General features: G+C 66.5%; 16 protein-coding genes. 12 read left to right on the top strand and 4 right to left on the bottom strand.

Annotated features, from left to right (window positions below; translation table 11 throughout):
• The first annotated feature begins 121 nt into the window (after nucleotides 1-121).
• The gene (locus VJS90_RS10245; protein ID WP_324121540.1) at nucleotides 122-463 is read left to right on the top strand and encodes a hypothetical protein; all 342 of its coding nucleotides are present in this window, start codon (nucleotides 122-124) and stop codon (nucleotides 461-463) included.
• A 53-nt stretch (nucleotides 464-516) separates the two neighbouring features.
• Here the strand turns inward: VJS90_RS10245 and trxA are convergent, their stop codons facing one another.
• Together trxA and VJS90_RS10255 are read right to left on the bottom strand one after the other, a co-directional pair.
• The gene (trxA, locus tag VJS90_RS10250; protein WP_324121541.1) at nucleotides 517-1,389 is read right to left on the bottom strand and encodes a thioredoxin; all 873 of its coding nucleotides are present in this window, start codon (nucleotides 1,387-1,389) and stop codon (nucleotides 517-519) included.
• A 69-nt stretch (nucleotides 1,390-1,458) separates the two neighbouring features.
• Nucleotides 1,459-1,911 (bottom strand): YbaY family lipoprotein, encoded by a 453-nt coding sequence (locus tag VJS90_RS10255; RefSeq protein WP_324121542.1) that lies wholly within the window; start codon nucleotides 1,909-1,911, stop codon nucleotides 1,459-1,461.
• Between the two features lie 104 nt (nucleotides 1,912-2,015).
• Between VJS90_RS10255 and nrdR the strand changes: the two genes are divergently transcribed.
• The 11 genes from nrdR (at nucleotide 2,016) to VJS90_RS10310 (ending at nucleotide 10,318) form a co-directional block, all read left to right on the top strand.
• Nucleotides 2,016-2,480, top strand: coding sequence for a transcriptional regulator NrdR (gene nrdR, locus VJS90_RS10260; protein WP_191622565.1), 465 nt, complete (start codon nucleotides 2,016-2,018; stop codon nucleotides 2,478-2,480).
• A 2-nt stretch (nucleotides 2,481-2,482) separates the two neighbouring features.
• Nucleotides 2,483-3,613, top strand: coding sequence for a bifunctional diaminohydroxyphosphoribosylaminopyrimidine deaminase/5-amino-6-(5-phosphoribosylamino)uracil reductase RibD (gene ribD / locus VJS90_RS10265; protein ID WP_324121543.1), 1,131 nt, complete (start codon nucleotides 2,483-2,485; stop codon nucleotides 3,611-3,613).
• Nucleotides 3,614-3,655: 42 nt separating this feature from the next.
• Entirely contained in the window at nucleotides 3,656-4,321 is a 666-nt protein-coding gene (locus tag VJS90_RS10270) for a riboflavin synthase (protein ID WP_324121544.1), read from the top strand.
• Nucleotides 4,322-4,338: 17 nt separating this feature from the next.
• Complete coding sequence (gene ribBA / locus VJS90_RS10275) at nucleotides 4,339-5,430, top strand: bifunctional 3,4-dihydroxy-2-butanone-4-phosphate synthase/GTP cyclohydrolase II (RefSeq protein ID WP_324121545.1); 1,092 nt, start codon at nucleotides 4,339-4,341, stop codon at nucleotides 5,428-5,430.
• A 90-nt stretch (nucleotides 5,431-5,520) separates the two neighbouring features.
• Nucleotides 5,521-5,997, top strand: a complete 477-nt coding sequence (ribE, locus tag VJS90_RS10280) for a 6,7-dimethyl-8-ribityllumazine synthase (protein WP_324121546.1) — start codon at nucleotides 5,521-5,523, stop codon at nucleotides 5,995-5,997.
• On the top strand, nucleotides 5,994-6,494 hold the full coding sequence (nusB, locus tag VJS90_RS10285; protein ID WP_324121547.1) for a transcription antitermination factor NusB: 501 nt from the start codon (nucleotides 5,994-5,996) through the stop codon (nucleotides 6,492-6,494). Before ribE ends, nusB begins: the two co-directional genes overlap by 4 nt.
• A gap of 19 nt (nucleotides 6,495-6,513) precedes the next feature.
• A complete protein-coding gene (gene thiL / locus VJS90_RS10290; RefSeq protein WP_324121548.1) occupies nucleotides 6,514-7,479 on the top strand; it encodes a thiamine-phosphate kinase in 966 nt (321 codons plus the stop codon).
• Complete coding sequence (locus tag VJS90_RS10295; RefSeq protein ID WP_324121549.1) at nucleotides 7,476-7,979, top strand: phosphatidylglycerophosphatase A; 504 nt, start codon at nucleotides 7,476-7,478, stop codon at nucleotides 7,977-7,979. The genes thiL and VJS90_RS10295 overlap by 4 nt, the downstream gene beginning before the upstream one ends.
• Before the next feature lie 14 nt (nucleotides 7,980-7,993).
• Nucleotides 7,994-8,764 (top strand): transporter substrate-binding domain-containing protein, encoded by a 771-nt coding sequence (locus tag VJS90_RS10300; RefSeq protein ID WP_324121550.1) that lies wholly within the window; start codon nucleotides 7,994-7,996, stop codon nucleotides 8,762-8,764.
• Between the two features lie 109 nt (nucleotides 8,765-8,873).
• Entirely contained in the window at nucleotides 8,874-9,491 is a 618-nt protein-coding gene (ribA, locus tag VJS90_RS10305; RefSeq protein ID WP_324121551.1) for a GTP cyclohydrolase II, read from the top strand.
• Between the two features lie 14 nt (nucleotides 9,492-9,505).
• Nucleotides 9,506-10,318: a cobalamin-binding protein gene (locus tag VJS90_RS10310; protein ID WP_414704929.1), complete on the top strand. Its 813-nt coding sequence runs from the start codon at nucleotides 9,506-9,508 to the stop codon at nucleotides 10,316-10,318.
• On the opposite strand, the gene VJS90_RS10315 is transcribed toward VJS90_RS10310, so the two are convergent.
• Both VJS90_RS10315 and dxs read right to left on the bottom strand, forming a co-directional pair.
• Nucleotides 10,296-12,176, bottom strand: a complete 1,881-nt coding sequence (locus VJS90_RS10315) for a TonB-dependent receptor domain-containing protein (RefSeq protein WP_324121552.1) — start codon at nucleotides 12,174-12,176, stop codon at nucleotides 10,296-10,298. The genes VJS90_RS10310 and VJS90_RS10315 overlap by 23 nt on opposite strands.
• Nucleotides 12,177-12,356: 180 nt before the next feature.
• On the bottom strand, nucleotides 12,357-14,252 hold the full coding sequence (gene dxs / locus VJS90_RS10320) for a 1-deoxy-D-xylulose-5-phosphate synthase (protein ID WP_324121553.1): 1,896 nt from the start codon (nucleotides 14,250-14,252) through the stop codon (nucleotides 12,357-12,359).
• Nucleotides 14,253-14,308: the final 56 nt, after the last annotated feature.

Consider the following 14,308-nt stretch of genomic DNA (forward strand, 5'->3'; position numbering starts at 1 on the left):
GGAAGGGATGCGGAAAGATTTCGTAATGTTATAACAACTTTAGTGGGGTGCACCAGTGCCCTTGGCGATGCCTGGCGAGCGTGGGAGCATGTGAGCCTTGGACCCGTGGAAGGATAGAACCGTGAGAATTCGAGGACAGATCGGCGAATGGCCGGTGGACCTGACCATTGAGCTGGAGCCTGAGGAGTGGGCGCAGCTGGGGCGCCAGCTGGACCAGCCGGTTGCCGCCCCGGCCGTACCTGCCGCGCAGTCCGCTCCCCGCCAGGACGACGGGCAGTGGCAGGCGGCGTGTGACCTGCTGCGTCAGGCGGGGCAGCTCAACGGACCGGCACTGCTGGAAGAGCTTGAGCTGCTGACGGGAAACACCTCAGCTGGCAAGCGGCTGCTGGTGCGCCTGCGGCACAGCGCGAGCGTACGCGTTGAAAGCGGGGCGGATGCCCCGATCTATCACTGGCTGGGATAGCGCCCGCCGTTGAAGGCTCGCGGTCCTGCACGGACCGCGGTGCCACTGAGCCCTTAGTACAACGCCGCGAACAGTTTGCGCCGGTACCCCGCCACCAGCGGATGATCATTGCCCAGCAGCTCGAACACTTGCAGCAGTGCCTTGTGCGGCAAACCGTTCTCGTAACCGCGGTTACGCACGAACAGCTTCAGCAATCCATCCAGCGCCGCCTCGTACTGCTGTCGCGCCAGTTGCTGGATGCACAGCTGGTACGCCGCTTCATCATCCTGGGGATTCTGCGCCAGACGGCTCTTGAGCTCGGCGGCTTCCGGCAGGTCGGCGGCCTGGCGCAGGAAGGTCAGCTGCGCCTTGGCACCGGCCAGCGCGGCCTTGTGCTCATCGGTCGTGACCGCGTCAAGCACCACCTGCGCTTCTCCCAGCTCGCCCCGCTCGGCCAGGCAGCGCGCGTAGAAGATCAGCGCCTCGGCGTTGCTGTTGTCTTCGCCCAGCAGGGCCTTGAGGGTGGCTTCCGCTTCGCTGAAACGGCCGTCGGCGAACAGCGCCTTGGCCAGCTCGATCGGCGAGGCCGCCACAGGCGCGGGCAGTTGCACGTGGGGCTCGAGCAAGGCGCGGATGGCGGACTCTGGCTGGGCACCGGCAAAGCCGTCGACCGGCTGGCCATCCTTGAACAGCACCACGGTGGGCAGGCTGCGAATGCCGAAACGGGCGACAATGTCCTGCTCGATGTCGCAGTTGACCTTGGCCAGCAACAACTCGCCCTGGTAGCTCTCGGTGATCTGCTCCAGCAATGGCATCAGCGCCTTGCAGGGCGCGCACCACTCGGCCCAGAAGTCCACCAGCACCGGCTTGTGGAAGGAGTTCTCGATGACCGCCTGATCGAAATCGGCGGTGCTGGCATCGAAAATGTACGGCGTGTCTTGGCTCATCGCGAATCTCGCAAATCCTGGAATGGCATCACTATAAAGGCTGGCGGCTGGCGCGGTACAGGCCGGGCCTCAAGGCGCCTTCTCGAAACGCAGGGGGCCGGTGGCCTGGGTCTGGGCCTGGCTGATGCGCAGGGCGGGAAGGTGCAGGATCAACTGGCCCGAGCGGCTGGCGCGGCCACGCAGTTCGACTCGGGCACCAGCCGGGAAGGCTTCCGGGTTGAAACGCAGCTGGTAGGGCAACGCCTGGCCGGTGCCGGTGATGTTGCTGCTCGCCAGCAAGCGCTGGGGACGGCCGCGGTCATCGATCACCAGCAACGCCAGCTCGACCTCGGCCCCCACCGGTACCTCGAGCAAGGTGCCGCTGAGCTCACGCTGGAAGGCGGGCAGCGGGCCCAGGCTTTCGACTTTTTTCACAGACTTCGGCGCAGGGGCGGCAGCGGCCTGCTCGGGTTTCGGTCCTTCGCTGCTGCAAGCCGCCAGCAAGGCGCCGAGGCAGAGCACTGCAAGCGCTCGTTGGTGCATGGAGAAATCCTTCACGGGCAATTTCAATGGATGGTAACCCCTTTGGCTTGTCTTGCCAGTGGGATGCGCTACCATGGCCCTCCCTTTTTTTGTTGCCTGCCACCATGCACTGTCCGTTTTGCGGTGCCAACGACACCAAGGTCATCGACTCGCGACTGGTCGCCGAGGGCGAACAGGTCCGCCGCCGCCGCGAGTGCGTCGCCTGCGGCGAGCGCTTCACCACCTTCGAGACCGCCGAACTGGTCCTGCCCCGGCTGATCAAGCAGGACGGCACCCGCCAGCCCTTCGACGAAGAGAAACTGCGTGCCGGCATGCTGCGCGCGCTGGAAAAGCGCCCGGTAAGCATCGAGCGCCTGGAAGCCGCGCTGGCGCACATCAAGCACAAGCTGCGCGCCACCGGCGAGCGCGAAGTCAAGTCGCTGGTCGTCGGCGAGCTGGTGATGGCCGAGCTGCGCAAGCTCGACGAAGTCGCCTACATCCGCTTCGCCTCGGTCTACCGGCGCTTCCAGGACCTTGACGAATTCCGCGAAGAAATCGACCGCCTGGCCCGCGAGCCAGCCAAAGAGTGACGATGCCCACCCCGACCGCCATCCTCGATGCCCACTACATGGCCCGCGCCGTGGAACTGGCCCGCAAGGGCCTCTACACCACTCACCCGAACCCGCGCGTAGGCTGCGTGATCGTGCGTGACGGCGAGGTGGTCGGCGAAGGCTGGCACGTGCGCGCCGGCGAACCGCACGCCGAGGTCCACGCCCTGCGCGAGGCCGGCGAGCGTGCGCGTGGCGCCTGCGCCTACGTGACCCTGGAACCCTGCAGCCATCACGGCCGCACCCCGCCCTGCGCCGAGGCGCTGGTGAAGGCGGGCGTCGCGCGGGTGGTCGCGGGCATGCGGGACCCGAATCCGCAAGTGGCCGGGCAAGGCCTGCGGCGCCTGGCCGAGGCTGGTATCGAGGTCGAGAGCGGCGTGCTCGAAGCCGAGGCGCGCGCGCTCAACCCCGGGTTTCTCAAGCGCATGGAACAGGGTCTGCCGTATGTTCGCGCCAAGCTCGCCATGAGCCTGGACGGGCGCACCGCGATGGCCAGTGGCGAGAGCCAGTGGATCACCGGCCCGGCGGCCCGCCGCGCGGTGCAGCGCCTGCGCGCGCGCTCCAGCGTGGTGTTGACCAGCGCCCAGAGCGTGCTGGCCGACAACGCGCGCATGACCGTGCGCGGTGACGAGCTGGGCCTTGATGCCCAGACCACGGCCCTGGCCATGTCACGCGCGCCGCTGCGGGTGCTGGTCGACGGCCGTCTGCGCCTGCCGCTGGACGCACCGTTCTTTCAGGCGGGGCCTGCCCTGGTGGTCACCGCCGCGGCCGCTGATCCGCGCTATGCCGAGGCCGGCCACGAGTTGCTGCGTCTTCCAGGCCAGGACGGCCAGGTCGACCTGCCGGCGCTGCTGCAGGTCCTGGCCGCCCGGGGCGTCAACGAAGTTCTGCTGGAGGCGGGCGCCGGCCTGGTTGGCGCCTTTGCCCAGCAGGCGCTGATCGACGAGTACCAGCTGTTCGTCGCTGGCACCTTCCTCGGCGCCAGTGCCCGCCCATTGCTGGACTGGCCCCTGTCGCGCATGAGCGAGGCGCCACGGTTGAAAATCATCGAAATGCGCGCGGTCGGCGATGACTGGCGTATCACCGCCATTCCCCAGCCGGCCCGCGGCGTATAATTCCAGGCTTGCCACGCGCAGCCCTGTTATCGAGGAGCACCCATGTTCACAGGTATCATCGAATCCATCGGCTCCATCCGCAACCTGACCCCCAAGGGCGGTGACGTGCGGGTCCATGTCGAGACCGGCAAGCTGGACCTGGCCGACGTCAAGCTGGGCGACAGCATCGCGGTCAATGGCGTGTGCCTGACCGCCGTCGAGCTGCCCGGCGACGGCTTCTGGGCCGACGTCAGCCGCGAGACGCTCGAGTGCACCGCCTTCGACGACCTCAAGAGCGGCAGCCGGGTCAACCTCGAAAAAGCCCTCACCCCGACCACCCGCCTGGGCGGCCACCTGGTGAGCGGCCATGTCGACGGTGTCGGCGAGATCATCTCGCGCAGCGATAACGCCCGCGCGATCCAGTTCCGCGTGCGCGCGCCCAAGGAGCTGGCCAAGTACATCGCCCACAAGGGCTCGATCACCGTCGATGGCACCAGCCTGACGGTCAACCTGGTCGATGGCGCCGAATTCGAGCTGACCACCGTCCCGCACACCCTGTCCGAAACCATCATGGCCGACTACCGCCCAGGGCGTCGGGTAAACCTTGAGGTCGACCTGCTGGCCCGCTACATGGAACGCCTGCTGCTGGGCGACAAGGCCGCCGAACCGAGCAAGGGCAGTGGCATCACCGAAAGCTTCCTGGCCGCCAATGGCTACCTGAAATCCTGATGAGAAGGGGGTGCCGCGTGGCGCTCAACAGTATCGAAGAGCTGGTGGAAGACATCCGCCAGGGCAAGATGGTCATCCTCATGGATGACGAAGACCGCGAGAACGAAGGCGACATCATCATGGCCGCCGAGTGCTGCCTGCCCGAGCACATCAACTTCATGGCCAAGCATGCCCGTGGCCTGATCTGCATGCCGATGACCCGCGAGCGCTGCGAGACGCTCAAGCTGCCGCTGATGGCCCCGCGCAACGGCTCGGGCTTCGGCACCAAGTTCACCGTGTCCATCGAGGCCGCCGAGGGTGTCACCACCGGCATCTCCGCCGCCGACCGCGCCCGCACCGTGCAGGCCGCCGCCGCCAAGGACGCCAAGGCCGAAGACATCGTCAGCCCTGGCCACATCTTCCCGCTGATGGCCCAGCCTGGCGGTACCCTGGCCCGCGCCGGCCACACCGAAGCGGCCTGCGACCTGGCGCGCATGGCCGGTTTCGAGCCGAGCGGGGTGATCTGCGAGGTGATGAACGACGACGGCACCATGTCGCGCCGCGCCGAGCTCGAAGTGTTCGCCGCCCAGCACAACATCAAGATCGGCACCATCGCCGACCTGATCCACTACCGGATGATCCACGAGCGTACCGTCCAGCGGGTTTCCGAGCAGCCGCTGGACAGCGAGCTGGGGCAGTTCAACCTGGTCACCTACCGCGACGCGGTCGAAGGCGACGTGCACATGGCGCTGACCCTGGGCACCATCTGCGCCGATCAGCCAACCCTGGTGCGGGTGCACAACATGGACCCGCTGCGCGACCTGCTGATGGTCAGGCAGCCTGGCCGCTGGAGCCTGCGCGCCGCGATGAACGCGGTGGCCGAGGCCGGCAGCGGCGTGGTGCTGCTGCTGGGTCATCCGCTCGATGGCGACGTGCTGCTGGCGCATATCCGCGAAAGCGCGGGCGAGGCACAGCTCAAGACGCCGAGCACCTACAGCACCGTCGGCGCCGGCTCGCAGATCCTGCGTGACCTGGGCGTGCGCAAGATGCGCCTGATGAGCTCGCCGATGAAGTTCAATGCGATATCCGGATTCGATCTGGAAGTTGTAGAATACGTGCCCTCCGAGTGACACAGGCCTGATTGTTGTCCTGCCGCTCGTGTCCAAAACCTCTGCAGGCCGCCTGGTAGCGGCCTCGCTCTTCAAGATGAGAACTCCGGAATGACCCTGAAGACCATCGAAGGTACCTTCATCGCCCCCAAAGGTCGCTATGCTTTGGTGGTTGGCCGCTTCAACAGCTTTGTCGTCGAAAGCCTGGTAAGCGGTGCCGTTGATGCCCTGGTACGCCACGGCGTCAGCGAAAGCGACATCGTCATCATCCGCGCCCCGGGCGCCTTCGAGATCCCGCTGGTCGCGCAAAAGATCGCCCAGCAAGGCGAGTACTCGGCGATCGTCGCCCTGGGCGCGGTCATCCGTGGCGGTACCCCGCACTTCGAATACGTGGCGGGCGAGTGCACCAAGGGCCTGGCCCAGGTGTCCATGGAGTTCGGCGTTCCGGTTGCCTTCGGTGTCCTGACTGTCGACTCGATCGAACAGGCCATCGAGCGTTCCGGCACCAAGGCCGGCAACAAGGGCGCTGAAGCTGCACTGTCCGCCCTGGAAATGGTCAGTCTGCTGTCGCAGTTGGAGGCCAAGTGATTAGCGACGAAAGCGATCGTTTCAACCCGCGCGATCCGAAACCTGCCGATGCCGGCAAGCCATCGAAAAGCGCCAAGCGCCGCGAAGCCCGCAAGCTCGCGACCCAGGCGCTGTACCAGTGGCACATGGCCAAGCATTCGCTGAACGAGGTCGAGGCGCAGTTCCGGGTCGATAACGATTTCACCGATGTCGACGGTGCCTACTTCCGCGAGATCCTTCACGGGGTTCCGGCGATGGTGCAGGAAATCGACAAGGCCCTGGCCCCGTGCCTGGACCTGGCGCTCGAAGAACTCGACCCGGTCGAACTGGCGGTATTGCGCCTGTCCACCTGGGAGTTCATCAAGCGTGTCGACGTGCCGTACCGCGTTGTCATCAACGAAGGCGTCGAGCTGGCCAAGGTGTTTGGCGCGACCGACGGGCACAAGTTCGTCAACGGCGTGCTCGACAAGCTCGCGCCGCGCCTTCGCGAAGCCGAAGTCAAGGCGTTCAAGCGCTGATCCCGGCGCTGACCGAGTCATGGGTGAGTTCGAGCTGATCAGCCACTACTTCGCCGCCGCGCCCTGTGCGCAGGGCGGTGAAGGAGTAGGCCTGGGCATCGGCGACGACTGCGCCCTGCTGAACCTGCCGGCCGGTGAGCAACTGGCTATCTCCACCGATACGCTGGTTGCCGGCGTGCACTTCCCGGCGCTGTGCGAGCCGTTGCTGCTCGGCCAGCGCTCGCTGGCGGTGGCGGCCAGCGACCTGGCGGCCATGGGCGCCACGCCCATCGGTTTCACCCTGGCGCTGACCTTGCCCGAAGTCGGCTCACGGTGGTTGCAAGCCTATGCCGAAGGCCTCGACCGCATGGCCCGCCACTGCGGGCTGAGCCTGATCGGCGGCGACACCACCCGCGGCCCTCTCAGTATCACCATGACCGTGTTCGGCCGGGTTCCGGCCGGGCAGGCGTTGCTGCGCAGCGGGGCCCGCGCGGGTGACCTGCTGTGTGTCGGTGGCGACCTGGGCAATGCCGCCGGCGCCTTGCCGCTGGTACTGGGCGAGCGCACCGCCGCGGCCGCGCTGGCCGAGCCGTTGCTCGCCCACTACTGGTCGCCTTCGCCGCAACTGGCGCTGGGCCAGGCCCTGCGTGGCAAGGCCAGCGCGGCGCTGGACATCTCCGATGGCCTGCTGGCCGACTGCGGGCATATCGCCAAGGCCTCGAAGGTGGCCCTGCAGGTCGACCTCGACGAGTTGCCGCTGTCGTCCGCCCTGCAAGGCCTGCTCGGCCTTGAAGGCGCACGGCAGGCAGCATTGAGTGGCGGCGACGACTACGTGCTGGCCTTTACCTTGCCACCACAGCATCTATCCTCCCTGCAGCAGGACGGTTGGCCGCTGCATGTCGTCGGGCGCGTGCTCGAGGGCCAAGGCGTCAGCCTGCACGACCGCCAGGGCCAGGACATCACCCCGGCCGTGCGGGGTTACCAACATTTCAGGGAGACACCGTGACAGACCACCCCAAGCAGGTGCCTGCCGAGTTCGTCCCGCCTTCGGTGTGGCGTAACCCGTGGCACTTCATTGCCTTTGGCTTCGGCTCCGGCACCCTTCCCAAGGCGCCGGGCACCTGGGGCTCGCTGGTGGCGCTGCCATTCGTGCCGCTGTGGCAGATGCTGCCCGACTGGGGCTACTGGCTGCTGCTGGGCCTGACCATGCTGTTCGGCTTCTGGCTGTGCGGCAAGGTGGCCGAGGACTTGCGCGTTCACGACCATGAAGGCATTGTCTGGGACGAAATGGTCGGCATGTGGATCACCCTCTGGCTGGTGCCGGAAGGCTGGCAATGGTTGCTGGCAGGGTTCCTGATGTTCCGGTTCTTCGACATCCTCAAGCCATGGCCGATTCGCTGGATCGACCGGCATGTGCATGGGGGCGTGGGAATCATGCTCGACGATGTCCTGGCGGGCGTGTTCGCCTGGCTGGGCATGCAGGTGCTGGTCTGGGTTCTGGCTTGACGAAGGAGCGTGCGATGGCCATCAGGTGTGTGTTGCTGGCGATGTGGCTGATGCTTGCCGGGAGTGCCGGCGCGGTAGAGGCGGGTGCCGATGCGCATGGGCAGGTTCGCCTAGTCAGCGAGGAGTGGATCGACTACACCAATGCCAACGGCACAGGCCTGGCCTGGGATGTCCTGCGCAAGGTGTTCGAGCCCGCCGGTGTCGAGGTGAAGGCGCAGACCGCGCCGTATAGCCGCTCGGTCGGGCTGGTCAAGCGCGGTGAGGCCGACGCCTGGGTCGGCTCGTACAAGGACGAGGAAGAAGACAACCTCTACCCGCGCTGGCACTTCGACGTGGACCACATCTACGCCCTGGGCCTGGCCAGCAAGCCGGCGCCCACTCTTGAAGACATCAGCAAGCACCGCCTGGCCTGGGTGCGCGGCTACGATTTCCAGTACTACCTGCCCGGCACGCAAGACTGCCTCAAGGCGCAGCATTGCCGCGAAATCCAGCGCCGCGAGGGCATCCTGCCGATGCTTGAGCACAACCGGGTCGACTTCTACATCGACGCGCTGACCGAGGTCGACTACGTGCTCGAGCAAGCTTCCAACCCGGCGCTGTTCCGCCGCACCCACATCATCGAACTGCCGCTCTACCTGGCCTTCGGCGACAACGAGCGAGGCAAGGCGCTGCGCGCGCTGTTCGATGAGCGCATGGACACGCTGGCGCGCAACGGCGAGCTGAAGCCGATTTTCGACCACTGGAAGCAGCCGTATCCCTTTGGCAGCGGCAGCACGCCGCACTAAGGATCGAACTTTTCGATCTTGTGCCCCGGCATTCAGCGTGCGCATGGGTGCCGGGCTGCTGATACAATCGTTCCACGTGAAATCCCAAGTTACCAATCAGGAGCACAACGTGCCCGTCGTCTTTGTTGCCGCCTCGAAACTGCCTACTCCCTTTGCAATCTTCACCATGCATGGCTTTCTCGATGAAGCCACCGGCCGCGAGCACGTCGTGCTCAGCCTGGGTGATATTGCCGATGGCCAGCCGGTTCTGGGGCGCCTGCATTCCGAGTGCCTGACCGGTGATGCGCTGTTCAGCCAGCGCTGCGACTGCGGCTCTCAGCTCGAGGCCGCGCTGCAGGCCATCGCCCGCGAAGGCCGTGGCGTGCTGTTGTACCTGCGTCAGGAAGGCCGTGGCATCGGCTTGTTGAACAAGATCCGCGCCTACGAACTGCAGGACGGCGGTGCCGACACCGTCGAGGCCAACGAGCGCCTGGGCTTTGCCGCCGACCAGCGTGACTACGCCATGTGCTCGCCGATGCTCGAGCACCTGGGCGTGCAGTCGCTGCGCCTGATGACCAACAACCCGCGCAAGGTCAAGGCGCTGACCAGCATGGGCATCGTGGTCGCCGAGCGCGTGCCGCTTCACACCGGTCACAACCCGCACAACAGTCATTACCTGGCCACCAAGGCCGGCAAGCTCGGCCACATGATGGGCAACGAGCACCAGGGCGAGGCGGGTCAAGCGTGACCCGCGGTCCGGGGGTGGTGCGCAGCGTCGCTGTTTTCCTGCTCCTGGCCTTCAGCGCATGGGCCAATGCCGGGCTGCGGGTGGTGAGCCTTGCGCCGTCGATGACCGAGATAGTCCTCGAGCTGCAGGCGACCGACCTGCTGGTCGGCGTGCTCGACGGCGTCGACCGGCCCACTGCCCTCGAGGGACTGCCCTCGGTCGGCCGCTACGGGCAACTGGACATGGAGCAGCTGGTCAGCCTCAAGCCTGACCTGCTGCTGCTCTGGCCCGACAGCGTCGCGCCTGCGCAGCGCGCCCAGCTGCAGCGCCTGGGCATCGAGATCTACACCGGTGAACCTCGCAACCTCGATCAATTGCTGGAGCAGATCGAGGCCATCGCGGTGCGCCTGGACCGTGCCGAGCAGGGCCGTGCCTATGTCGCCGAACGTCGGCAGCGCCTGAGCGAGCTGCGCCAGCGCTATCACCGTGAGCAGCCCTTGCGGGTGTTCTACCAGGTCTGGAACAGCCCGCTCTACACCTTGGGCGGTGCGCAGATCATCAGCGATGCGCTGACCGTATGCGGGGCGCGCAATGTGTTCGCCGACCTGAAGCAGCCCGCGCCACAGGTCAGCATCGAATCGGTGCTGCAGCGCGATCCGCAGGTGATCCTGGCAGGCGATGACGCCCAGCTGGAAGAGTGGAAAGCCTGGCCGGCGCTCAACGCGGTGGCTCACAATCGCTTGCTGATGGTGCCGGACAAAGGCCTGGAGCGGCCCAGCGGGCAGATGATCGACGCCACGGCGCGCCTGTGCGCCGTGCTCGACCCTACAGCGTCGGCGTCCAGGTAAGGCTCAGCAGCCAGGTCCGGCCTTCTTCACGGTAGGCCTGGCTGTCGCCTTCGAAGCTGTACAGCGCCCGGCTGTAGCCTTTGTCCAGAAGGTTGTCGAGCTTCAGCGCCACGCTCACTTCGGGCGTCGCTTCCCAGCTCCCGCGCAGCCCCAGCAGGCCATAGCCGCCGAGGCGATTGCGGTTGGCTTCGTCATCGAAACTGGCGCTGACCGCCTGCCAGCTGCCGCCCACGCTGAAGTTGTCGAACTGCCGGTCCAGGTCGAGGCTCAAAGTGCGCCGGGCGCGGCGAGCCAGGGTGTGGCCGCTGTCGCGGTCGCGCGGGTCGGTGAACGCCAGGCCTAGCTGGGCCTGCCAGCCAAACAGCTCCTGGTGCAGCGCCATCTCCAGGCCGTTGATCCGCGCCGACGCCACGTTACGCGGAACAGAGCCCTCGCCAAAGATGATCGCATCGCGCAGGTCGGTACGGTACAGCGAGGTTTCAAGGCGGGTGCTGGCGCTGAGCTGGCTGCGCCATTGCAGCTCGTAGCTCTTGGAACGCTCCGGATCGAGGTTGGGATTGCTGAACTGCGGGTAGTACAGATCGTTGAAGGTCGGCGCCCGGAAGCCTTCGCTGTAGGACAGCAGCACGTCGTTGTCGGTGTTCACCGGCACGGTCAGGTTGGCGCTCCAGGTGGTCTGGCCGCCAAACTGCTGGTTCTGGTCGCGGCGCACGCCGACTTCGGTGGAGAAGCGTTCGCCAGCAAAGCGGTGCTGGACGAACGCTGCGCGATTCCAGCGGCTGTCCACGTCGAAGTCGGTACTGGCATGGACGCGGTCCTGGTACCAGTCGCCGCCCAGCAGCAGGCTGTTGCGCTCATCCAGGGCCAGGTCGTTCTGCCAGGTGACCTGGTCGCGATAGGTGTTGAACACGCTGGCCTCGCTGCTGAGCTTGTCGCGCTTGTCATCGCGGTTCTCGCTGTGGGCGAGCTCCAGGCGAGAATGCCACTGCTCGGTCAGTTGCGCATCCAGGTAGGTGCCCAGGCTGCTGACGCTGAAGTCGGTGTAGGGTTTCTGGCCGAAGCTTTCGAAGGTGACCGGGTCGAAGCGTCCGAACGGATTGTCGTATTCGCTGCGGCCACGGCTGTCGAGCAGGTTCAGGCCGGCTTCGAGATTCTCGCTGAAGGTGTGGCTCAGGTTCAGGTTGATCGACTGGTTGCGGTAGGCGTCAGAGTCGCCGTCGCTGGCGAACGATGGCCCGGTGGCGTCGATGCCGGCCGTCTCGTCCAGGCTGGCACCGAGGTTGAAGCGCGTCGCCCCGTCGCCCCCCGACAGGCCCAGGCTGCGCTGCCAGGTCTGGTTGCTGCCCGCGGCCAGGCGCAGGCGCGGCTGCAGGCCTTCGCTGGCGTTACGGCGGGTGAAGATCTGGATCACCCCGCCGATGGCATCGCTGCCATAGACCGCCGAGCGCGAGCCGCGCAGCACCTCGACCCGCTCGACCTGGTCGATGCCCAGGAACTGCAGGCCGCTGTCGCCGGACGTAGCGTTGGCGATCCGTACGCCATCGACCAGCACCAGGCTCTGCGCGGCCTTGGTGCCGCGGATGAAGATACCTGGGAGGCTGCCCCGGCCACCGGTGGGCGCGACTTGCACGCCCGGTACGCGGGTCAGCAGGTCGGTCACGCTGGTGGGTTGCAGGCGGTCGATGTCGGCGCGGGTGAAGACGGTGTTGGCGGCGCTGGTGGTGGTGCGTGATTCGACCTGGCGGTTGGCGCTGATCAGCACGTCGGGCAGCTTGAGGGCGTCATCGCGGGTGGCGGGAGCGGCCATCAGGGCGGTGGGGAGGCAGAGCAGGAAAGGGGTGAGGCGCAGCGGGGTCATGAGAGGGTACCAGGTCGAGCGGCGGTGGCCGTTTCAGGGCTGCTGCGCAGCCCATCGCGGGCGGTCCGGCGTCCCGGCGAGCCCGCTCCCACAGGGTGGTGCGACACCGCTCAGAAACCTGTGGGAGCGGGCTGGTCCCGCGATGGGGCGCGAAGCGGCCCCAGTCACTAACAGCCTGTTCTACAGCCCGAGCACTGCCATCCGCGCCCGAACCGATGCCTCGATCCCCGGCGCATCCAGCCCGCACTCGGCCAGCATCTGCGCAGGCTTGGCATGCTCCACGTAAATATCCGGCAGCCCCAGGTGCAGCAACGGCATCACCACGCCCTCGCGCGCCAGGAACTCACCCACCGCGGCGCCCGCGCCACCCATGATGGCGTTCTCCTCGATGGTCACCAGCAGCTCATGGCTGCCGGCCAGTTCACGCACCAGCGCTTCATCCAGCGGCTTGACGAAGCGCATGTCCACCACCGTGGCATGCAGCCCTTCGGCCACCTTGAGCGCCTCTGCCAGCTGCACGCCAAACACCAGCAACGCCACCTGGCTGCCCTGACGGCGAATCACGCCCTTGCCGATCTCCAGCGGTTCCAGGTCCTGGCTGATCGGCGCATTCGGGCCGGTACCACGCGGGTAGCGCACCGCCGCCGGGCCGTTGTACAGGTGCCCGGTGCTGAGCATCTTGCGCAGTTCGTTCTCATCGCTCGGGGTCATTACCACCATGCCCGGGATGCACCGCAGGAACGACAGGTCGAAGCTGCCGGCGTGGGTCGGTCCGTCTTCGCCAACCAGGCCCGCACGGTCGATGGCGAACAGCACGTCGAGGTTCTGCACCGCGACATCGTGGATCAGCTGGTCATAGCCGCGCTGCAGGAACGTCGAATAGATCGCGACCACAGGCTTGGCGCCCTCGCAGGCCATGCCGGCCGCCAGGGTCACGGCATGCTGCTCGGCGATCGCCACGTCGAAGTAGCGCTGCGGATACCGCTCGCTGAACTCGACCAGGTCGGAACCTTCCTTCATCGCCGGAGTAATGCCGACCAGGCGTGGGTCGGCGGCAGCCATGTCGCACAGCCACTGGCCGAACACCGCCGAATACTTCGGTCCACCGGCTTTTTTCGGCGCGACGGGCTTGTCCACGGGTTCGAGCTTGGTGATGGCGTGGTAGCCGATCGGGTCGACCTCGGCCGGCGCGAAGCCCTTGCCCTTCTTGGTCACCACATGCAGGAACTGCGGGCCCTTGAGGTCGCGCATGTTGCGCAGGGTGGCGATCAGGGTCGGCAGGTCGTGGCCGTCGATCGGGCCGATGTAGTTCCAGCCCAGCTCCTCGAACAGCGTGCCGGGGACCAGCATGCCCTTGGCGTATTCCTCGGTGCGGCGGGCTATTTCCCACGCACCGGGAAGGCGCGAGAGCACCTTCTTGCTGCCTTCGCGCATGCTTGCGTAGGTGCGGCTGGAGAGGATCTTGGCAAGGTAGTTGGACAGCCCGCCGACGTTGCGCGAGATCGACATGTCGTTGTCGTTGAGGATCACCAGCATGTCAGCGTTGACTTCCTGAGCGTGGTTCAACGCCTCGAAGGCCATGCCCGCGGTCAGCGCGCCATCGCCGATCACCGCGATCGACTTGCGCGCGGCGTTCTGCAGCCGGGCGGCGATGGCCATGCCCAGGGCCGCGCTGATCGAGGTGCTGGAGTGCCCCACGCCAAAGGTGTCGTACGGGCTCTCGCTGCGCCGCGGGAAGGCGGCGACGCCGTCCTTCTGCCGCAAGGTGTGCATGCGCTGGCGGCGCCCGGTGAGGATCTTGTGCGGATACGCCTGGTGCCCCACGTCCCACACCAGACGGTCGTCTGGCGTGTCGAAGACGTAGTGCAGGGCGATCGTCAGTTCGATCACGCCCAGGCCGGCGCCGAAGTGCCCACCAGATTGCCCGACGGTATAGAGCAATTCCTGGCGCAGTTCGTCAGCCAGGGTCTCCAGGTCGGCTTCGGCCAGGCGGCGCAGGCCGGCAGGCGTATCAGCGCGATCAAGCAATGGCGTGACCGGGCGTTCGCGGGGGATCTCTTGAAACGTCGTGGGCATCAGGCGAATCGTTATGGATTTGAAGTGGCGGCAGTTTACCCCATTGTTCGGGAAAC

It is taken from the genome of Pseudomonas sp. (genome assembly GCF_035277045.1).
GTDB lineage: Bacteria > Pseudomonadota > Gammaproteobacteria > Pseudomonadales > Pseudomonadaceae > Aquipseudomonas.